Annotated in this window: 16 protein-coding genes; 11 read left to right on the forward strand and 5 right to left on the reverse strand. The window is 63.7% G+C overall.

Annotated features, from left to right (window positions below):
- From ABIC03_RS36590 to ABIC03_RS36600, 3 genes are read left to right on the forward strand one after another with little or no spacing between them, the layout of a single operon-like run.
- Complete coding sequence (locus ABIC03_RS36590; protein WP_354065456.1) at nt 1-864, forward strand: alpha/beta fold hydrolase; 864 nt, start codon at nt 1-3, stop codon at nt 862-864.
- A gap of 17 nt (nt 865-881) precedes the next feature.
- A complete protein-coding gene (locus ABIC03_RS36595; RefSeq protein WP_063995345.1) occupies nt 882-1232 on the forward strand; it encodes a phasin in 351 nt (116 codons plus the stop codon).
- Nucleotides 1233-1273: 41 nt separating this feature from the next.
- On the forward strand, nt 1274-1474 hold the full coding sequence (locus ABIC03_RS36600; RefSeq protein ID WP_354065458.1) for a LuxR C-terminal-related transcriptional regulator: 201 nt from the start codon (nt 1274-1276) through the stop codon (nt 1472-1474).
- 80 nt (nt 1475-1554) lie between these two features.
- Here ABIC03_RS36600 and ABIC03_RS36605 read toward each other — a convergent pair whose 3' ends face one another.
- Both ABIC03_RS36605 and ABIC03_RS36610 read right to left on the reverse strand, forming a co-directional pair.
- Nucleotides 1555-2319 (reverse strand): outer membrane protein, encoded by a 765-nt coding sequence (locus ABIC03_RS36605; protein WP_354065653.1) that lies wholly within the window; start codon nt 2317-2319, stop codon nt 1555-1557.
- A gap of 476 nt (nt 2320-2795) precedes the next feature.
- A complete protein-coding gene (locus ABIC03_RS36610; protein WP_354065460.1) occupies nt 2796-3146 on the reverse strand; it encodes a RidA family protein in 351 nt (116 codons plus the stop codon).
- 339 nt (nt 3147-3485) lie between these two features.
- On the opposite strand from ABIC03_RS36610, the gene ABIC03_RS36615 reads away from it, so the two are divergent.
- Nucleotides 3486-5807, forward strand: a complete 2322-nt coding sequence (locus ABIC03_RS36615; protein WP_354065462.1) for a molybdopterin guanine dinucleotide-containing S/N-oxide reductase — start codon at nt 3486-3488, stop codon at nt 5805-5807.
- Between the two features lie 82 nt (nt 5808-5889).
- Here ABIC03_RS36615 and ABIC03_RS36620 read toward each other — a convergent pair whose 3' ends face one another.
- A complete protein-coding gene (locus tag ABIC03_RS36620; RefSeq protein WP_354065464.1) occupies nt 5890-6873 on the reverse strand; it encodes a helix-turn-helix domain-containing protein in 984 nt (327 codons plus the stop codon).
- Between the two features lie 355 nt (nt 6874-7228).
- Between ABIC03_RS36620 and ABIC03_RS36625 the strand changes: the two genes are divergently transcribed.
- Nucleotides 7229-10111: an ATP-binding protein gene (locus ABIC03_RS36625; protein ID WP_354065466.1), complete on the forward strand. Its 2883-nt coding sequence runs from the start codon at nt 7229-7231 to the stop codon at nt 10109-10111.
- A 26-nt stretch (nt 10112-10137) separates the two neighbouring features.
- Here ABIC03_RS36625 and ABIC03_RS36630 read toward each other — a convergent pair whose 3' ends face one another.
- Together ABIC03_RS36630 and ABIC03_RS36635 are read right to left on the reverse strand one after the other, a co-directional pair.
- Nucleotides 10138-10845 (reverse strand): hypothetical protein, encoded by a 708-nt coding sequence (locus ABIC03_RS36630; RefSeq protein ID WP_354065468.1) that lies wholly within the window; start codon nt 10843-10845, stop codon nt 10138-10140.
- Nucleotides 10846-10963: 118 nt separating this feature from the next.
- Complete coding sequence (locus ABIC03_RS36635; protein WP_354065470.1) at nt 10964-13807, reverse strand: ATP-binding protein; 2844 nt, start codon at nt 13805-13807, stop codon at nt 10964-10966.
- A 334-nt stretch (nt 13808-14141) separates the two neighbouring features.
- Between ABIC03_RS36635 and ABIC03_RS36640 the strand changes: the two genes are divergently transcribed.
- The 6 genes from ABIC03_RS36640 to msrA all read left to right on the forward strand — a co-directional run bounded on the left by ABIC03_RS36640 (nt 14142) and on the right by msrA (nt 19341).
- The gene (locus tag ABIC03_RS36640; RefSeq protein ID WP_354065472.1) at nt 14142-14813 is read left to right on the forward strand and encodes a sensor histidine kinase; all 672 of its coding nucleotides are present in this window, start codon (nt 14142-14144) and stop codon (nt 14811-14813) included.
- A 33-nt stretch (nt 14814-14846) separates the two neighbouring features.
- Nucleotides 14847-15572, forward strand: coding sequence for a VOC family protein (locus ABIC03_RS36645; protein WP_354065474.1), 726 nt, complete (start codon nt 14847-14849; stop codon nt 15570-15572).
- Between the two features lie 264 nt (nt 15573-15836).
- Nucleotides 15837-17150: an epoxide hydrolase family protein gene (locus ABIC03_RS36650; RefSeq protein ID WP_354065476.1), complete on the forward strand. Its 1314-nt coding sequence runs from the start codon at nt 15837-15839 to the stop codon at nt 17148-17150.
- Nucleotides 17151-17213: 63 nt separating this feature from the next.
- Nucleotides 17214-18062 (forward strand): enoyl-CoA hydratase/isomerase family protein, encoded by an 849-nt coding sequence (locus ABIC03_RS36655; RefSeq protein WP_354065478.1) that lies wholly within the window; start codon nt 17214-17216, stop codon nt 18060-18062.
- Nucleotides 18063-18230: 168 nt separating this feature from the next.
- Complete coding sequence (locus ABIC03_RS36660; RefSeq protein ID WP_275173283.1) at nt 18231-18653, forward strand: OsmC family protein; 423 nt, start codon at nt 18231-18233, stop codon at nt 18651-18653.
- Between the two features lie 172 nt (nt 18654-18825).
- Nucleotides 18826-19341, forward strand: coding sequence for a peptide-methionine (S)-S-oxide reductase MsrA (gene msrA, locus ABIC03_RS36665; protein WP_354065480.1), 516 nt, complete (start codon nt 18826-18828; stop codon nt 19339-19341).
- The last annotated feature ends 6 nt before the right edge of the window (nt 19342-19347 follow it).

Raw genomic sequence — 19347 nt, forward strand, 5'->3', positions numbered from 1 at the left:
ATGCCTAGGGTGCAGGCAGGCGAAGTCCAGCTGGGCTGGCGAGAGTGGGGACGAGGCGACGTCACCGTCGTCTTCATCCACGGCAATCTCGCCAGCAAGGACTGGATCGAGCTCGCTGCCCCGCTGTTTCCTTCTGGTCTTCGCGTCATCGGCATCGACTGGCGCGGTTGCGGCGACAGCGACCGGCCGAAGCCTACGGTTGACTACACCAACTACACGATGCTGCAGCACGCAAAGGACATGCTGGCTGCGCTCGACACCCTGGATATCAACTATTGCCATCTTGCAACGCATTCGACCGGCGGCATCATTGCGGCCCGTATGCTGCTGATGCAACCGCGCCGTTTCGGACGGGTGTTCGCGCTTGATCCGGTCACGCCGCTGGGGATGGCCTTCAATACCGATCAGATCGGACTGTTCCGAGCCATGATGGCGAGCAAGGAGTTGACCCGTTCGGTGATGGCGACCGCGGCCTCATCCCTGTTTATCCCAGAAAGCATGGCGCCGAATAAGGTCCCGCAATTCCGTCCAGGGGGCGCGGACATCCAGGCGCTGTTCGAGCGGATCATCGAACAAAGCTTCGGCGTCTCCGAAGGCATCTGGATCGGAACACCCGTCAATCTCACGCGCGAGCGGGAGAGCCGGGAATTGGAGAGCCGCATGCCGGAGATCGGGCATTCGCATCTGGTATTGTGGGGCGAACGGGACGGCTGGATCCCCCCCGCCGATCTTCATGCGATGGCCGCGGCAATGCCAGACTGTCGCCTCGTCGTGGTGCCCGGTATCGGACATTCGATGAATCTTGAAATGCCCGCACTCTACGCCGGCTATTTTGGTGCGTGGTTCGGGGGACTTGCTGCGTAACAAGGAGGAATGACACCATGGCCGATAGCAATCCATCCGCAGCGGGTATCCGCACCATGCTCGCCGAGACGCTTGTTCGCCTGCGCAAGGCCAACGCCGAGTATTTTGAGCAGCTGGAAATGGGCTTAAGTGCCTCGAAGCTGCCGATTGCAAGCGGCGCTAAGGAGTTCTGCGGCTACATGCAGCGCAACGTCACCGCGACGTTCGACCTCGGCGACAAGCTCATGCAGGCCAAGGACATGAAGGACGCCCTCGAGATCCAGTCTGATTTCTTCCAGGCCCAAATGCGATTGCTCACCGAGCAAACCAGAAGCATGGGCGAGTCTGCCATGAAGGCGGCGACCGAAGCGTTTGCACCGAAGAATTGAGCCACGCTCGTCGCGGACGCGCGCTGCAGCAGATGCAGGCGATGCTGGCGACACTGATTGCACGTGAACGTCAGGTATTAGAGCTTGTCGTGCGCGGACGACTCAACAGGCCGATCGCGTCTGAATTGGGAGCGACGCAGCGGGCAATCAAGGCACATCGTCATCGAGTGACGGAGAAGATGAAAGTGCGGTCTCTGGCACAGCTGGTCACCATAGCTCAACGGCTCGGATTGCTTGCTTAACGAATGTGACCAGTTTGACGCGATCGACCACGAAAAAGCCCCGGCGTGCCGGGGCTTTTGGTTTGCCAAGGTGGGTGCCATCAATATCTGGCCGCGACCGGTGCGCCGTATCCACCGAAGCGGTAGTTCAACCGAAGCGTGACCATGTCCACATCCTGACTGATCCCACCGCCGGTGAGGACAAACCCTCCAGGAGTAACCACGCCTGCGAAGCCGGCGTTGTCACGCCCCATCCAGAGATGGTCGTATTCGACACCGAACGACCAATTTGGCGTGAAGCCGTACTCCCAGCCAACACCAAGGGCCCCGCCCCAGCGCGTGTGGCCAGCCGATGCCAGGCCGACCCCGGTAACGTTGTTGAATATATCGAATCGGTTGCGCGTCACGGCGGCGCCGCCCTTCACGTAGAACAGCGAGGCGTTCCACGCCCAACCGAGTTGTGCCGTGAAAAGACCGATTGCGTCAATTTTGCCTGTGGTCGAAATCAATGGATCGATCAGACTGACGCGCGTGTTCTTGATCTCGGCCCAATCTCCTTGCGCTTCCAGGCCGAGCACAAATTGATTGGTTTGCCAGCGGTACCCAATCTGGCCGCCCACAAGACCCCCGGAGCGATCCGCGCAACCACCTGCGACTGTCCCTGCGGGCGTCACGAAATCCACACAACCGTGGCTTTGCCCCCAACCGCCGTTTGCGCCGATGTAGAATCCGGTCCAATCATAGATCGGCGCGACCACCGGGGGCGGGGCCTTGACGTAAGGTTTAGCAGCCAGATCAGCCGCTGAGGCGGGGGCCGCCATGCTTACTGCCAGCAAGGCCATGCCGCTTAACATCAACTTCTTCATATTTTCGCTCCATCCACGTTTCACCCGAACGACACCGGTTCTTTTTCTGGTGTCCGGCATTCCCGGCTCGAATCTAGCTGATCCGACCAGCATGCGACGTGCCCAGGCGGCAACAGTCGGGTAAATTCAGCAATAAGCATGCTGTGGTTGTGACAGAGGCGTTGACCAATCAACTAGGAGTCCAGGTCCTGGATTGCGCTTGGATGTCGCCATTTGGCCCGTCGCCGACCCTCGCTCACGTGGGCCGGGCGGTCGAACCGCATGTCGATGCGCGGATTGTTCTTAAACCGCCACTTCGAGCTTTCCTTGCCCAACGTCTGTGCGACGGAGAGCGCCGAGGTCGCGGCCAGCGCCATATGGCTACGCGAGTGCCTGTACCAAGCGGCCGCCTCCTGATGCAACTTGCCTCAACCGCACCAAGTCACGCATTCAGGCTTCATAATCGTCGGGACTCTCAATCAGCGGATCCCGTGCCACTATTGTCGAGCGGCGATGGCCGTGATCTCGAGTTTGACGCCAGGACCGAGATCGGCCACGCCGATTGCGGCGCGCGCCGGCAGATGAGCCTCTGCAAAATGCGCCTTCCAGGCCGCATTGAACTCTGCCTTCTCCTTGAGGCTCGCCATGTAGATGGTCACCTGCAAGACGTTGGTCAGATCGGATCCGAGGGTCTTCAGCAGCTGCGCCAACTGCCCGAGGACGTCGTTGGCCTGGCCCGACATATCGAGGCTCGTGTCCTCGGGGACGATTCCACCGATGTAAAGCACGCCATTGTGCTCGACTACTTCGTGGAGCAGACCTTCGTAGGGCAAGACGCGCTTGATCATGACGGGACCGATGTTGTGTGTGAGGGGCCGGGATATCGCACATTTCAATGTCAGTGTCGTTGCAAGAGATCTCGCGCAAAGTTACCGAAAAGTTTTACCGAAAGACGGGCCGCGCGGCTCCGAATGAAGCCGACTAGAGTGTTGAAAATAAAGGGACAAATCAGTCGAAAAATCACCGCCGTTGGTTCCCTCGAACGTTCGCCAATCTGTCCTTGCACAAGCGTCCGGCATTTTCGCCGGCCCTGAGCCGACGACATCGAAGAGCGGATCGCTATACTGCGACCCGGATGACATCGGTGCGGCCGGGACAGTGCCGCGACCGGAACAAGGAATGCGACGATGGACGATACGATTGGCTTCCCCGACCCCGGCCTCGACCTGTCCGACGGCTTCAAGCCGCACACCTCGCATTGGGGCGTGTTCTCGGCACGTCAAGGCGAGGCCGGGCTCGAGGTCAGGGCGTATGCGGGCGATCCCGATCCGAACGGCATCATCGGCAATTTTCCCGGCGCGCTGCGCCATCAGGCGCGCATCACCCAACCGGCGATCCGCCGCGGCTGGCTCGAACGCGGTCCCGGTCCGGACGATCGCCGCGGCCGCGACGAATTCGTCTCCGTCAGCTGGGAGAAGGCGCTCGATCTGCTCGGCGACGAACTGGCACGCATCCGTGACACGCGCGGCCCGGGCGCAGTGTTCGGCGGCTCCTATGGCTGGTCGAGCGCGGGCCGCTTCCACCACGCCCAGAGCCAGGTGCATCGCTTCCTCAACATCGCCTTGGGCGGCTATGTGCGCTCGGTGAACTCCTATTCCTCCGGCGCGTCCTCCGTGCTGCTGCCGCAGATCCTCTGCGGTTACGAGGACATCACCAAGCGCAACGTCACCTGGGAGCAGATCGCTGCCGACACGGACATCGTGCTGGCGTTCGGCGGCATGGCGCTGAAGAACTCGATGGTCGCAGGCGGCTCGATCAGCAAGCATGTCGAGCGCGGCGCGATGGAAGCTGCGCGCCGCCGCGGCTGCGAGTTCATCCTGGTCAGCCCGTTGCGCGAAGACCTGCCCGTCGAGGCCGGCGCGGAATGGATGACGTGCGTGCCCGGCACCGACACCGCGCTGATGCTCGGCATCGTCCATACGCTGGTTGCGGAAAACCTGCATGACCAGGCTTTCCTCGATCGCTACACCGAGGGATGGCCCGTCTTCCTGCGCTATCTCACCGGTGAGAGCGACGGCCAAGCCAAAGACGCGGAATGGGCCGCTGCGATCTGCGGCGTCGACACGGACACAATTCGCAAGCTGGCGCGCCGGCTCGCCGGCAAGCGTGCGCTCATCACCGTCTCGCATTCGCTCCAGCGCGCCGAGCATGGCGAGCAGCCGGTGTGGATGGGCATGGTGCTGGCGGCAGCGCTCGGCCAGATCGGCCTCTCAGGCGGCGGATACGCCTATTCTTTGGGGGCGATCGGCTATTACGGCCGCCGCGTCAACGACGTGCCGGGGCCGACATTGGGGCAGGGCCGCAATGCTGTCCGCGATTTCATTCCGGTGGCGCGCATCGCCGACATGCTGCTCAATCCCGGTAGCACCTATCGCTACAACGGCGAGACGCGCACCTATCCGGATATCCGCCTCGTCTACTGGGCCGGCGGCAATCCCTTCCATCACCACCAGGACATCAACCGCTTGCGCAAGGCGTTTGCGAAAGTCGACACGCTGGTCGTGCACGAACTCGCATGGACTGCCACGGCCCGGCATGCCGACATCGTGCTGCCCTCGACGATGACGCTGGAGCGCGAAGACATCGGCTATTCCAGCAACGATCCCCTGATGGTCGCCATGCACCGGATCGCCGAGCCGTTCGGCCTTGCGCGCGACGACTACGAGATCTTTGCCGATCTCGCCGACCGTCTCGGGGCGCGCGAACCCTTCACCGAGGGGCGGACGTCACGTCAGTGGCTGGAACATCTTTATGAGCCGACCCGCGCTTCGCTCGAAGCGCGCGGCCTGGAGGCCCCGAGCTTCGAAGCGTTCTGGCGGCGCGGCAGCCTGGTGGTGCCGCAACAGCCCGACGACGGCGGCCGGCTGCGCCACTTCCGCGACGATCCCGTCAATCACGCTTTGCCGACGCCGAGCGGCCGCATCGAAATATTCTCCGCCAAGATCGCGGGTCATGGCGATGCGGATTGTGCGGGCCATCCGGTCTGGCTGGAGAAGTCCGACATGCCTAAGCCGGGGGCGCCGTGCTTCCTGGTCGCGAACCAGCCGGTGACGCGTCTGCATAGCCAGCTCGATTTCGGTGGACATTCGCTTCAAAGCAAACATCGCGGCCGCGAGGTCGCGCGCATGAACCCGCAGGACGCTGACGCGCGCGGGATCAAGCACGGCGACATCATCCGCCTGTTCAACGCGCGCGGCGCCTGTCTCGCCGCGGTCCACGTCACCGACGGTATCGCGCCCGGCGTGGTCCAGCTCCCGACCGGCGCCTGGTACGACCCGATGGACCCCGAAGACGACGCGCCGCTCTGCGTGCACGGCAACCCGAATGTGCTCACCCGCGACGTCGGCACGTCGTCCTTTGCGCAGGGCTGCACCGGCCAGCTCACGACAGTCGAGGTCGAGAAGTTCACCGGCAATCTGCCGCCGATCCGGGCTTTCGATCCGGTGTAGAAAAAAAACGGGCCGCCCTGTGTGGGTGCAGGGGCGGCCCGAGTGGCTCGCAGGCCTGGGAGGACGAGGCGCGAGCGGATGCTTACGCGGCTGCGCTGATCCAGTCCCTCTCCGTAGAAGGACGACGCGGCGGGAGTGCTTGCACCTCTCGCCGTTCACCCTTGCTGGCGAGGCGCCAGCGTGCCGGGGATTGATCGCTGATGCGCTTGAAGACGGTCGAAAAATGCGCCTGCGTGCTGAAGCCGACCGCAAGCGCAATCTCCGCCAGCGGCCGCTCGGTAGTCGCCAGCAGCGTCTTGGCCTGCTCGATCCGGTGATTGAGCAGATATTCGCGGGGCCGGTAACCGGTCGCGACGCGGAACTGCGCCGCAAAGTGCATTCTGGACAGGCCGGCGACCTTGGCGAGTTCGGACAGGCTGATGCAGCGGTGGAAATGATCGGCGACATATTGCTCAACCCGCCGCAGCCGCCATTTCGGCAAGGCATTGACCTTGACGCGTGGCAATTCCAGGCGCGCGAGATGCATCGCGAGGGTTTGGCCAATGCAGCGCGTAAACTCGTGGTCCGCGGCGTCGCCAAGTTCGATCAGCGCCTTGGCAAGCTCGGCCGCGAGCGGATCGCGCAACAGGACGAGATCATTCAATCCTTCGATCGCCGAGGATTGCTCCGGAAAGTGATCCGCGGAGATGTGAAAGTGCAGGAAGGCGCATGGCGACTGGAATTGCACGGCGAGGGGCTTCGACGGCGCGGTGAGATACAGTGTGCCTGCGGGCATGGTCCCGTCGAAAATGACCTGACGATCCCGGGTGAGTTTCGCGCGCGTGGCCTTCAGTGCGATGCCGACGAAATAGCGATCGTCAGGCGTCGTCGCCTGGTGCGACGAGGTGCTCCGCGGGTCCTCCCATCGCGAGATCGCGATGTCATCGGCGGCCGCCCCGGTGCGCGGATCGACCTGACGCCATTGACGCTCGCGAATGATCGCTTGTGTTGCCTGGGGGATCTCGCAATCCCCCGAGCCGCCCGGAAATTCAATCCAGGCTTCAGCCGCCTGCAAATTGGTCAACATCGTTCGTCCTCTCCGGGCTTCCTCCGCTGTTTGCGACCAGCAAACGCGCAAAGCCCCACGTTTTCCATGGTGAGAGGATAGGGGTGAGCTGCGCTGCAAGCTCGTTAGTGGTGATTAGGATGTGTTAGTTTTTGTGGGAGCGCATCAGGTGCGACATCCCGTCTCAGGAAGCGCCTTTTTTGCAAATTTTATCAGATATTTGCGCCTCCCTGATCCGACTCGGGAGAGCGCAGAACATCCCGTGGAGATCGATGCGGCGGTGTGAGTTCTGTGCGGTGCCCTCGCTGGACCTCGCACCAGTGCCGGGTATAGTCGCGCCGCATTTCCATGGATCAGCTGTCAGGATGAGTCAGAAGTGACCGAGCTCTCGACGGGACACGGCCCCCGCGGCAGCAACGCCGCGACGATCCCAGCTTTCGATGCCGTCGCGTTCGGGCCCTTTTCGCTTCGGTCGCGGCTGCTGGAGAAGGATGGCTTGCCGGTCAGGCTCGGCAGCCGCGCGACGGATATCTTGCGCCTGCTGGTCAGTCGCGCCGGCGAAGTGGTCCCGAAGGACGAAATTCTCGGCTATGCGTGGTCCGGACTTTCCGTCGAGGAGGTCAGCCTGCGCGTCCATGTCGCGGAGCTGCGCAAGGTGCTCGGCGACGGAAAGGATGGGGCACGTTACATCACCACCATTCCGGGGCGGGGCTATTGCTTCGTCGCGCCCGTGCGGCGTGGCGAGCGCGCGGAGTTGCCTGCGCCGGCGTCGCGTGCGCCTGGAAGCGCCGCGCCGCCACCGTCGCTGCCGCGCCGATTGGACCGGATGGTCGGGCGGGATGACGCCGTGGCCGAGTTGGCGGCCCGCTTGCTCCGCGATCGCTTCGTCACGCTGCGAGGGCCGGGCGGCATCGGCAAGACCACCGTTGCGACCGCGCTCGCGCACGAGATGTGCGATAGCTTCGACGGCAACGTCCATTTCCTCGAATTCGGTCCGCTCAAGGACGCGGCCCTGGTCGCGAGCACGGTCGCCGCCGCGTTGGGCCTCGTCGTACACCACGACGACCCCTCGGCCAGCATCGTCAATTTCCTGCGTGGCCGCCGGCTGCTTCTCGTGCTCGACAGCTGCGAGCACGTCATCGAGGAGGTCGCGCGCCTTGCAGAAAACATCTACCGGGAGGCGCCCGGCATCGTCATCCTCGCAACCAGCCGCGAGTCGCTGCTGGTGGAAGGCGAGCAGATTTTCGAGCTCGTTTCGCTCCCGGGGCCACCGCAGGACACCCGCCTCAGTGCCGGCGAGGTGCTGGCTTATCCCGCTGTGCGCTTGTTCGTCGATCGCGCCGTCGCGGCCGGGCATCGCGACGACATCACCGACGACGATGCCGAGGTCCTGGCCCGGATTTGCGGCAAGCTCGATGGCATCGCGCTGGCGATCGAGCTGGCTGCCGCACGTGTCGGTCTCTATGGACTGCGCGAGATGGCGGCGCTGCTCGACAATCGGCTGCAGCTCGAATGGCGCGGGCGGCGAACGGCGCCGCCGCGGCAGCAGACGCTCGGCGCTACGCTCGACTGGAGTTTCGGTCTGATCGGCGAGAACGAGCGGATCGTATTTCAGCACCTCGCCGTCTTCGCAGGTCACTTCACGTTGAAGGGCGCGATAGCGGTCGCGGCCGAGGCGGAGATGCCGGAGGATCGCGTCGTCGAGGCGCTGGAGCAACTCGTGGTGAAGTCGCTGGTTTCCACCCAGCCGGACGGCGCATCGCGGCGCTATCGCCTGCTCGACGCAACGCGCGCCTATGCCCTGCAGAAGCTGGCCGACGGCGGACAGCTGGCCCAGGTCGCGCACCGTCACGCTTTCTATGTTCAATGCACGCTCGAAGCGGGCATGAAGGACAAGGAGGGCAGCGATCATGCGTTACGTTTGCAGGAATGCGCGAGCCTGCTCGCCGATGCCCGCGCTGCGCTGCAATGGGTTTATGCCAACGACGAAGGCGCCGGCTTGCGCGTGCCGCTCGCCGGCAGCTGCACAAGGCTGTTCGTCGAACTCAATTTGCTGAACGAGGCGCGCATCTGGTCCGATCGCGCACTCGCAATGCTCGACGAGGCCGACCGGGGTGGCGCATGGGAGCTCGAACTTCAGTCGACGCTCGGTCACGCCTTCATGTTCACCGAGCGCAACAGCGAGCAGGCGGAAGCGGCGCTCAAGCGCGGGCTGGAAATAGCGGAAGCGCTTTCCGATCACGCCAACACATTCAGGCTGTTGTCCCGGCTCAACATGTTCTATCGCCGAACCGGTCGCTATCGGCATCTGGTGCCGACTGCGCTTTACGCCGAGCGGATTGCCCGCGTCATCGGCGATACCGCGGGCATCGCCGGGAGCAAAGCGCTTCTCGGCGTGTCATATCACCTCGCGGGAGACCAGGCCGAGGCGCAAGCCCATCTCGACCAGGGCCTGCGCGACGATGCTGCGCTCCGCGGGACCCAACCCGGGCATTTCGCCTATTCACGCACGCCGCAGATTCCGCTCGCACGCGTGCTGTGGCTGCGCGGTTTTCCCGATCGTGCGCTTGAATGCGTCCGGCCGCTTGTCGGCGCTTCAGCGCCGCATGACGTGGTCATGCATTGTATCGCATTATGCTGGTCCGCTTCGGTGTTCGGCTGGCTCGGCGACTGGTCGTCAGTCGAGGCCATGACCGATCGCCTGGCCGCGCATGCGAGCATGCACGGACTCGTGCCCTACGAAGCCGTCGCGACGGGTTTTAGGGCGCAGAGCATGATCGCTCGGGGCGAGGTCGCCGGCGGCGTCGACCTGTTGCGGAGTGCGCTTCCACGCCTGCACGCCGATCGCTACGAACTCTACGCCTCGGCGTTCGCCGCGGATCTGTCTCGGGGCTTGGTCAGCTTGGGAGAATTGACGGAAGGCATTCAGGTTCTTCACGAAACCATTCTGCGGGTCGAGCAGGAAGGCGGCGCCTTCGACATGCCCGAGCTGCTCCGTCTGCGCGGAGAGCTGGAGGCCCTTAACGGCAGTCCCGACGCGGCCGAGGCGGATCTTGTCGCCTCGATCTCGCTCGCCGAACAGCAGGGCGCGTTATCCTGGCGGCTGCGGGCCGCGATGTCGCTGGCGCGCCTTCGAATCCGGCAGCGTGTGCAAGATCCGCTCGAACAGCTCGCCCAAACCTATGCCCGGTTCTCGGAAGGATTCGAGACCGCCGACCTCATTGCAGCACGGCGCATGCTGAACGAGCCGGCGGCCTGAACAGTCGAAGCGAATCGCGCGTGCCGCTACTCGAAGACGGCGTCAAAGATCTCGACGTCCATCAGCACGGGCTTGGCGACCACGGTTCCGTCGGGCCGCAGCGTCTGCGCGCGTCGGAGCGTCGGCACCACGATGCCGCCGAAGCTGTCATGGGCCCACGAGTATTGCGCGACCTTCATCCCGAACAGATCGTGATCGGTCCGCCGTTGCAACGCGTTGTCGTCGAAATAGAAGATCTGCTCGGGCGCAAGCGTGATCAGGCCCGGAGGGAACTGCGCCCGCAACCGCCGCCATGACTCGTTGTTCTCCTGCCACGGTGACAGTTCCTCCACCACGACATCTGGATGAGCGAGCAGGAATGGATTGGTCAGATAATTCCAGATCGCGACGCCGCAGAAGAAGACGAGATGCAGTTCGTCCACCAGCGTGGGCGAACCGGCCTCGGTGAACGCGAGGCTTGGATTGCGCCAAGTCCGCAGGATCTCACCCTCGAGGCTTTCGATCGTGATCGCGTCCGGCTGAAAAGAGCCGGAGTGTTCGCCTCCGGTGATGCCGGTGAAGCGGACCGACTGCGTGCGGGTCGAGCCCTCCGCCGTCACGTCCTTGAATTCGCTGGCATGTCCGGTGCTGGAGAACAGCGTTCCGGCGACGGAGAGGTGAAGCGTGAACCGGCTCAAGCTATTCCAACGGGCCATTCCGCCGCTGGCATCAATTACATCGTCAAGAAGCGCCATGTCCCGCCATATCCACCATGAAGTGCCACCACCATGGCGGGGCGGATGCGGCTTGGCGTGTTAGAATTTGTTAGGAGTTGCGAGCGGATATCCTCGCAGTATCCCATTGAAGATACTCTCAATTCAGCGCCGTAAGGAGCTCCCTGGCGGCGACGAGATCACGAGTCTGGAGGCCCTCCTGGTACCGCGAGACTAGGGGGGCGAGCAGGGCGCGTGCATCTCCGGCCTTTCCGGCCTGGCGCCAGACCCGGCCGAGACTGATTGCCCCCCGCAGCTCCCAGCCGAGCGCGCATTGGCGGCGTGACAGATCGAGCGAGTCCCGGAAACAGCTTTCGGCCTCCGCGGCATTGCCCGACCGCGCGAGGATGTCGCCCTTGACCCTGAGCATCTCGGGCATGTCGAAGGATTCGCCATGAGCGGGGATCTCCGCGATGGCACCATTGATGGTCTGCAAGGCTTCGTCGGCCAGGTTCTGCGCCACGAGTCCCTCCGCGAGCGCGGTCGCAAACACCGTCGTCATGATCCGGTGTCGCGTCGCGTACAGCGTGGCCTGGCTGCGGCGGAGGTGCTCGATGCCGGCGGCGACGTCGCCGCGGCGAAGCAGCAGCTCACCCTTCTGGCCGATGCCGACCGCGTGATAGGGCCCGAGGAAGTGCCGCGCGGAATGATCGATCAGCCGCTCGATCAGGATTTCCGCATTGGCCAAGTCGCCGACCCAGAGGAACACGTAGATGGTCCAGATCAAGGAAATACCGAGAGTGAGCGGTTGCTCGAGCAGCTCGGCTTCGCGAACGGTGTATCTGGACGCCTCGATCGCACGATCGGGCCGGCCGGTGAGCCAAAGCCCGCGTGCCAGCGCCACCAGTGCGACGATGCGGTCGTCATAGCCGAGATGCCCGATATTCAGCCGCTGCGAGCCGGGATTATGCAACATCGCGCTCTCGCAGAGCTGCACCGCCTTCTCCTGGTTGCCGATCAAATGATGGGCGACGCCCAGCATCCATTCGACGTTCAGCGTGCTGGCGGGATCGTTCAGCTTCCGCGCGACGCTCTCGCCCTGTTCGCCGGTCCCGAGTGCTCCGTGAAAATCCCCGACCCTGGTCAGGTAGATGTGTAATCCGCGCAGCAGCCAGAGCTGCCAGTGCAGATCCTGGAGCTCCCGGGCAAGCTGGAGACTGCGCGTGAATGCCGAGCGGACCGCTTCGGTATTGCCCCGCGTGAACATCGCGGAGACGCCGAGCGCGGCCTGCAAGATCATTTCATTGCGGCCATCCATCGCGCTCGCATCGGGGGACGCCAGCGCCTGCTGGGTCCAGCGGTAGCATTCCGTCAGCAATGTCAGCTCGAGAAAGAATTGCGCCGCTGACGCCGCCAGATCCACGCCGATCGTTCGGTCCCCGCCGTCTGAAAAGCTCCAGGTCAGCGCGGCCCGAACATTGGGCAGGTGGTCGGCATAGGGAAGGAAGCCGCCGGCGCTCTGCATACCCGTGGATTGGAGCGCGATGTCGCGCAGGAAATCGCGAAAATATTCGGCGTGGGCGCGTGCGACGCGGTCAGCTTCGCTGTTCTCGACGAGCTTCTCCGCGACGAAGGCACGCGTCGTATCCAGCAGGCGATAGCGCAGCCGCCGCTCCGCAGGCGAGGTCGCGATCAGCGATTTGGAAAGCAGATTGGAGATCGCCTCGGCGGCTTCTGCCTCGCCGATGCCCTGACAGGACGAGACCGCAAGCGCGGCTTCCAGCGTGAACGGCCCGACGAACGCCGACAATCCGCGCAGCGTTGCGCTTTCGGTCGCCGGCAGCAAATCATAGCTCCAGGCGAGCGCCGCACTCAGGGTGTGGTGCCGCGGGACAGCGGTGCGCCGCCCGCGCCAGAGCAGTGAGAAACGGCTGTCGAGCAGCGAGGCGGTCCCGGCAATGCCGTAGGCGTTCACACGCCCGGCCGCGAGCTCGATCGCGAGCGCGATGCCGTCCAGCCGACGGCAGATATCGGCCACGAGCGGCGCATCCTCTTCGCTGAGCTCGAATTCGCTCAGGCTCTCTGCAATGCGTTCCACGAAGAGCTGAGTTGCGGGATAGGCAAGGATATCGGCGATGCCGAGTCCGTCGCGCTGCGGCGGGCAATCCAGTGGAAACAGCCGATGGACACGCTCACCTTCGGCGCGGAAGGATTCGCGGCTGGTGGCGAGAATATGCAGCCCGCCTGCTTCCCGGACGATACGCTCCGCCAGAGGGGCGAGATCGTCGAGGATGTGCTCGCAACTGTCGAAGACCAACAGCATCCGCCGGCTGCGCAGGAACGTCAGCAACCCCGGCATCGGGTCCTCGGAATTGACGGTCAGGCCCAGCGCGGCCGCAATCGTTCCCGCAACGAGCCGGGTCTCCCTGAGTGCGCCGAAATCGACAAAACACACCTGGCCGTCGAAAGCCTGGAGCTCGCCATGGGCCACGGCCAGTGCGACCGAGGTCTTGCCGATCCCGCCGGGGCCGACGATCGTGACGAAGCGATGCAAGGCAAGCTCGGCGGAAATTTTCGCGACCGCATCGTCCCGCCCGATCATCTTCGCGAGCGGCGAGGGCAGCGAGCGCGCCGCAGCAACGGGCACGCTGGTCCGGTTCTCCGATGGGGCAGCCCGGAACAGCGCGGCCGTGAAGCAATAACCCCGCCCGGGGACGTTGACGACGTAGCGGGAGCCTTCGCCCGGATCGCCCAAGGCCTTGCGCAGCGTCGTGATGTGAAAGCGCAGGCTGCCTTCGTCCACATTCACGTCGGCCCAGACCCGCCGGATCAACTCACGCTTGTCCACGACCTCGCCGGCGCGCTCGGCGAGAAAAACGAGAATGTCGAGTGCGCGGCCGCCGAGGTGAACCGGGGCGCCGTCCTTCTCGAGCAGCCGCGTCTTTGCGAACAGCCGGAATGGCCCGAAAGCAATGGCCGAATCCTGGTCGTTAGTGTCCGGCACGGGCCAATCATTCCAGTGAAAGAGCTGAACTCTGCACTTTGATCTACCAGAAGGGAACCGTGAGTAAACTGGTCGAAAGTGGCGAAATCGCGTGGAGGGTGCCGGCAATTGGCCGCTCGCGCGCGACGATCCGTCGCAAATTGTACTCAAACGCGAGCATCTTGCGAAGCGATCGGGACAACCCCGGCAGCGTGGCTGACCGCCCGCTCACAGTTCGGAGTCCGGTCGTCGTACCCTCATCATAACAGAATCTTGCAACGTCTAACGAGCAATGCGCGCGAACTGCATCCAGTATCCGTTCCGAGTTTGGCGCTAGTTCCAACGGGAGGCTACGATGTCCGGTATCAATGCTCGGCCGAATGACGACGTCGTTCGATCTCAATTTGTGGCCAGTCTTGACGATCAGTCGCGTGATTGGGAGCTGGTGCTGCGGGAATCCCACCATCGGATGAAGAACACGCTGACGATACTGGGTGCGTCAGTCCGCCGCGATTTCACCCGAACGGGCACCAGGGACGTGTCGCTTGCAGCGGACCGGCTCGAGCGGCGCATCGTCGCCTTCGGCAGGCTCTATCAACTCTTGTCCGACAATGACGACCATACGGCGATCCCGGTGGCGGCCTTCTTCGAAAACCTGTGCGGAGCGATTTCCGAGGCCGTGCTGGAGCCGGCGGGCATCCGCTGCGAGGCGGCGATCGAAAGCGGCACGCTGCCGGCGTCGCAATGCCATCGGCTCGCGCTGATGCTGACGGAGCTGGTGACGAATGCGGCCAAGCATGCCTTCCCGAACAGGAATGATGCAATGATCCGCATCGAGATGGCCAACCGCGACGGCGCCTGGTTCTGCACGGCAACAGACAACGGGATCGGCGCGACCGGCCCGCTTCAGGGCACCGGCAGCCGGATTCTCGAAGGACTCGCACGCAGCATTCACGCCCGGCTGCAGGGCGAGGCGGGAGAAGACGGCACACGTGTAACGATCGTGATGCCGATCGCAGCTGTTTGAAGCTCGTCTTGAATCCAACCCAGGGAGTTCGACATGGCCACTACAGAAATCGACCGCGACGCCTCGGCCAAGCTTTCCAACAAGTCTACCGATAAATTTGCGAACAAGCCTTCGACATCGCGTGGCGTTGATCAGAGGCTCGAGGTGATCGTGATCCCCGTGTCCGACGTCGATCGCGCCAAGGCCTTCTACGCGCGTCTCGGTTGGCGACTGGACGCCGATTTTGCCTCTGGCGATGACTGGCGCGTAATCCAGTTCACGCCGCCGGGCTCGGCCTGCTCGGTGATCTTCGGCAGGAACGTGACCGCGGCAGCGCCGGGCTCGGCGCGAGGCTTGTACCTGATCGTCTCCGATCTGGAGGCGGCGCGAACGGATCTGATCGACCGCGGCATCGAGGTCAGCGCTCCATTCCACGGTGCCGGCGATGTTCACGCCGGGACCGACGAGCCTTATCTCTCCGGCAGCGTTCGGGTGAGCGGTGCTGACCCGAAGCGCGGCAGCTACGGCTCATATGCCTCGTTCAGCGATCCTGACGGCAATGGCTGGCTGTTCCAGGAGGTCACGTCGCGATTGCCGGGACGGATCGCGGGCGACGATACGACATTCGCTTCGCAGGCTGCGCTGGCCGCAGCACTGGGCCGCGCGGCGGCGGCACATGGCGAGCACGAAAAGCGGACCGGCGGGCACGATGAGAACTGGGCCGATTGGTACGCCGATCATATCGTCCGCGAGCAGGCGGGCCAGCCGCTGCCATCCTGAGCCGGACAGCACGGATTCTTCGACTGATGCAAGCCGACGCGGCGCGCGATGACTGAGTTCATCGCGCGCCGTGTTGCTTTTGCGGCGCGCATCGCGGATCGCCGATCGCTCTGCTCGCTCTCGCGCGGCTCGCAACGGCTAACGCGGTCTAACAACCCATAACGAGCAAATTGCCTGGGTGTGCGCCAATCTCCCTGCATGACGAACCGAGGCGTTGATGTCGAATTCGATCAGCGCCACCGACCAAAGTCAGGGAGATCGATCATGACCACGCAAGCACGTACCGACATTCTCAATCCAGACCGCCGTCAACTGTTGACCCAGGCCGCGATGACCGCAGTTGCGGCAAGCGTATCGAGCTTGCTGCCACTGCATTCCGCGAAGGCGGGCGTAAGCGGGGCGGTTCGCCCGTTCCATGTCAGCGTGCCCGAGCAGGATCTGCTTGATCTTCGCCGCCGTCTCGCGGCGACGCGCTGGCCGGATCGTGAGATCGTTGCCGATCAATCACAGGGCGTGCAGCTGACGACAGTGCAGCAGCTCGTGAGTTACTGGCAGAACGACTACGACTGGCGCAAGATGGAGGCGCGGCTGAATGCCTTGCCGCAATTCGTCACGGACATCGACGGCGTCGACATCCACTTCATTCACGTCCGCTCCAGGCACGAGAATGCCTTGCCGATGATCGTCACGCATGGCTGGCCCGGTTCGATCATCGAGCAGATGAAGATCGTCGGCCCGCTCACCGACCCCACCGCACATGGCGCGACGGCGCCGGACGCCTTCGATCTCGTGATCCCCTCGTTGCCCGGTCACGGTTTTTCGGGCAAGCCGACGGAATTGGGCTGGGATCCGCAGCGCGTCGCGCGCGCCTGGATCGTGCTGATGAAGCGGCTCGGCTATAGCCGCTATGTCGCGCAAGGCGGCGATTGGGGCAATGCCGTGACGGAGCAGATGGCGGTGATCGCGCCGCCGGAGCTGCTCGGCATCCACACCAACATGCCCGCGACCGTTCCGGACGACATCGCCAAGGCGCTTCAGCCCGGCGGATCGCGGCCGTCGAACCTCTCGGCCGACGAGCGCCATGCTTACGATCAGCTCGATGACTTCTACAAGCACGGTCTCGGCTACGCGATCGAGATGTCCAACCGGCCGCAGACGCTCTATGGCCTTGTGGATTCGCCGGCGGGCCTCGCGTCCTGGATGCTCGACCATGATGCGCGCAGCGCCGCGATGATCGCCCGGGTGTTCGACGGCAAGACGGAAGGGCTGTCGCGCGACGACGTGATCGACAACATTACGCTCTATTGGCTCACCAACACCGCAGTGTCGTCGGCGCGGCTGTACTGGGAGAACAAGCTGGTGTTCTTCGAGCCCAAGCACATCAAGATCCCGGTCGCCGTCAGCGTCTTCCCGGACGAGATCTATGCGGCGCCGCGCAGCTGGACCGAGAAGGCCTATCCGAAGCTGATGCACTACAACCGTCTGGACAAGGGCGGCCATTTCGCGGCCTGGGAGCAGCCTGCGTTGTTCTGCGCGGAAATGCGCACCGCTTTTCGACCGCTGCGTCAGTCGATCTGAGACCTGCGAGGACGCGCACTTCCGCGCGTTCCCTTCTTTCCCCACAAACCAGGAATGCAAATCATGAACCGCCCCGAACGCACATTCACGACCGACCAAATCCGCGTGGAACGTCGGCTGCCGTCGTATTGGCGTGTCACCTTCGACATGCCTCCCGTCAATATCTTCGGCCCCAAGCAGCTTCCGCTTCTCGACGACGTCGTCACGGCGATCGAGACCGATCCTGAGGTGAAGGTCGTGGTGTTCGACAGTGCCGTCGAAGGCTTCTTCATCACGCATTACGACTTCCTCGCGCCGCTGGAGGTTTCGCTTCGGATCCCGCCCGGGCCAACCGGCCTGCAGGCGCTGCCCGACATGCTGGTGCGTCTCAGCCGCGCGCCGGTCGTTTCGATTGCCTCGATCAGGGGCCGCGCGACCGGTGTCGGCAGCGAACTGGCGCTCGCGAGCGATATGCGCTTTGCCAGCCGCGAAAAGGCGATTCTGTCGCAATGGGAGGTCGGTGCGGGCCTGGTGCCCGGCGGCGGGCCGATGGCGCGGTTGCCGCGCCTGATGGGCCGCGGCCGCGCGCTCGAAGTTCTGCTCGGCGCCGACGACATTCACGGCGATCTCGCCGAACGTTACGGCTATGTGAACCGGTCGTTGCCCGATGCAGAGCTCGACGGCTTCGTCGAGGCGCTCGCCATGCGCATCGCGTCTTTCGACAAGGAGGCGATTGCCGAGACCAAGCGCCTCGTCGACGTCGCAAGCCTGCCGCCGGATATCGAGATCAAGCCGGAATGGGACGCGTTCCTGGCCTCGCTCGGCCGCCCCGCGAGCCAGACCCGCATCAAGGCGCTGATGTCGCGCGGCTTCCACCGCGCCGGTGACGTCGAGAACCGGCTCGGCTTCCACGTCGGACAGATCGGTAGCTAGCGCGTTTTCGATCGAAGTGGATACCGGTTCGCGTGAAAAAACGCGTCAAAGCAAGAATGACGGAACCGCTGCGGCGCTCGGCCGGTTGGAGCGGCGACAGGTGGTCGTGCCAATGTCGCTTTCGTACCGTACTGGGCGCCGTGCTGAAATCAAACATGGAGAATTGAGATGATCCGCAAGGCAACAGCAGTCTGGAAGGGCACCGGTCGCGATGGCACCGGTCAACTGTCGAGCGAATCCGGCGTGCTCGCCGCGACGCCTTATTCCTTCAAGACCCGCTTCGAGAACGAGAAGGGGACCAATCCCGAGGAGTTGATCGCGGCGGCCCATGCCGGCTGCTTCACCATGGCGCTGGCCTTCGGCCTGCAGCTCGCCGGCTTCACGCCGGACGAGCTGTCGACGGAAGCCGCGGTCAGCCTCGAGCCCGAAGGCAAAGGCTTCAAGATCAGCAAATCGGCGCTGACCTTGCGTGCCAAGGTGCCGAACCTCGACGACGCCGGTTTCGCCAGGATCGCGGGCGAGGCCGAGAAGAACTGCCCGGTGTCCAAGGTGCTCAACGCCGAGATCACGCTTGACGCCAAGCTGATCTAGGGCGGGCTTAATTTATGTCCATCTGGTTCTGGTTGGGAAAGCTGAGGTCGTCGAAGCTTTGGCCTCCACGACAGGAACCGGATGGACAAATGCCCGGCTTTCGGCTGGGCCGCCATAAGCATAGAATGCGACGGATGCAGAACGGACAGCCGGATCAATTGGGAGTGGAGATATGACAACGGAACGCGCAATTCTGGCCGGAGGCTGCTTCTGGGGCATGCAGGATCTGATCCGCAGGCAGCCGGGCGTGGTTTCCACCCGCGTCGGCTACACCGGCGGCGCGGTGAAGAATGCCACCTACCGCAATCATGAAGGTCATGCCGAAGCGATCGAGATCACCTTCGATCCCGCCAAGACCAGCTTTCGGACCATGCTGGAGTTCTTCTTCCAGATCCACGATCCGACCACGCTCAACCGCCAGGGCAATGATTTGGGTACGAGCTATCGCTCGGCGATCTTCTATACGAGCGATGAACAGAAGCGGGTCGCAAAGGATACGATTGCAGACGTCGAGGCGTCCGGTCTCTGGCCTGGCAAGGTCGTGACCGAGGTCGCGCCCACGGGCGAATTCTGGGAAGCCGAGCCGGAGCATCAGGATTATCTCGAACGTTATCCGGACGGGTACACCTGCCACTTCATCCGCCCCGACTGGAAACTGCCGCGGCGCGGGGCTGCAGCGGCAGGCTAGGCTAGT

Origin of the sequence: Bradyrhizobium sp. RT6a (assembly GCF_040547675.1) — a bacterium.
In the GTDB taxonomy this organism is placed as follows: Bacteria; Pseudomonadota; Alphaproteobacteria; order Rhizobiales; family Xanthobacteraceae; genus Bradyrhizobium.

Bases quoted from the DNA above. Each gene is read 5' to 3' on its own strand.
- ABIC03_RS36590 (WP_354065456.1), top strand. From the start codon at position 1: ATGCCTAGGGTGCAGGCAGGCGAAGTCCAGCTGGGCTGGCGAGAGTGG.
- ABIC03_RS36595 (WP_063995345.1), top strand. From the start codon at position 882: ATGGCCGATAGCAATCCATCCGCAGCGGGTATCCGCACCATGCTCGCC.
- ABIC03_RS36600 (WP_354065458.1), top strand. From the start codon at position 1,274: ATGCTGGCGACACTGATTGCACGTGAACGTCAGGTATTAGAGCTTGTC.
- ABIC03_RS36605 (WP_354065653.1), bottom strand. From the start codon at position 2,319: ATGAAGAAGTTGATGTTAAGCGGCATGGCCTTGCTGGCAGTAAGCATG.
- ABIC03_RS36610 (WP_354065460.1), bottom strand. From the start codon at position 3,146: ATGATCAAGCGCGTCTTGCCCTACGAAGGTCTGCTCCACGAAGTAGTC.
- ABIC03_RS36615 (WP_354065462.1), top strand. From the start codon at position 3,486: ATGGACGATACGATTGGCTTCCCCGACCCCGGCCTCGACCTGTCCGAC.
- ABIC03_RS36620 (WP_354065464.1), bottom strand. From the start codon at position 6,873: ATGTTGACCAATTTGCAGGCGGCTGAAGCCTGGATTGAATTTCCGGGC.
- ABIC03_RS36630 (WP_354065468.1), bottom strand. From the start codon at position 10,845: ATGGCGCTTCTTGACGATGTAATTGATGCCAGCGGCGGAATGGCCCGT.
- ABIC03_RS36640 (WP_354065472.1), top strand. From the start codon at position 14,142: ATGTCCGGTATCAATGCTCGGCCGAATGACGACGTCGTTCGATCTCAA.
- ABIC03_RS36645 (WP_354065474.1), top strand. From the start codon at position 14,847: ATGGCCACTACAGAAATCGACCGCGACGCCTCGGCCAAGCTTTCCAAC.
- ABIC03_RS36650 (WP_354065476.1), top strand. From the start codon at position 15,837: ATGACCACGCAAGCACGTACCGACATTCTCAATCCAGACCGCCGTCAA.
- ABIC03_RS36655 (WP_354065478.1), top strand. From the start codon at position 17,214: ATGAACCGCCCCGAACGCACATTCACGACCGACCAAATCCGCGTGGAA.
- ABIC03_RS36660 (WP_275173283.1), top strand. From the start codon at position 18,231: ATGATCCGCAAGGCAACAGCAGTCTGGAAGGGCACCGGTCGCGATGGC.
- msrA (WP_354065480.1), top strand. From the start codon at position 18,826: ATGACAACGGAACGCGCAATTCTGGCCGGAGGCTGCTTCTGGGGCATG.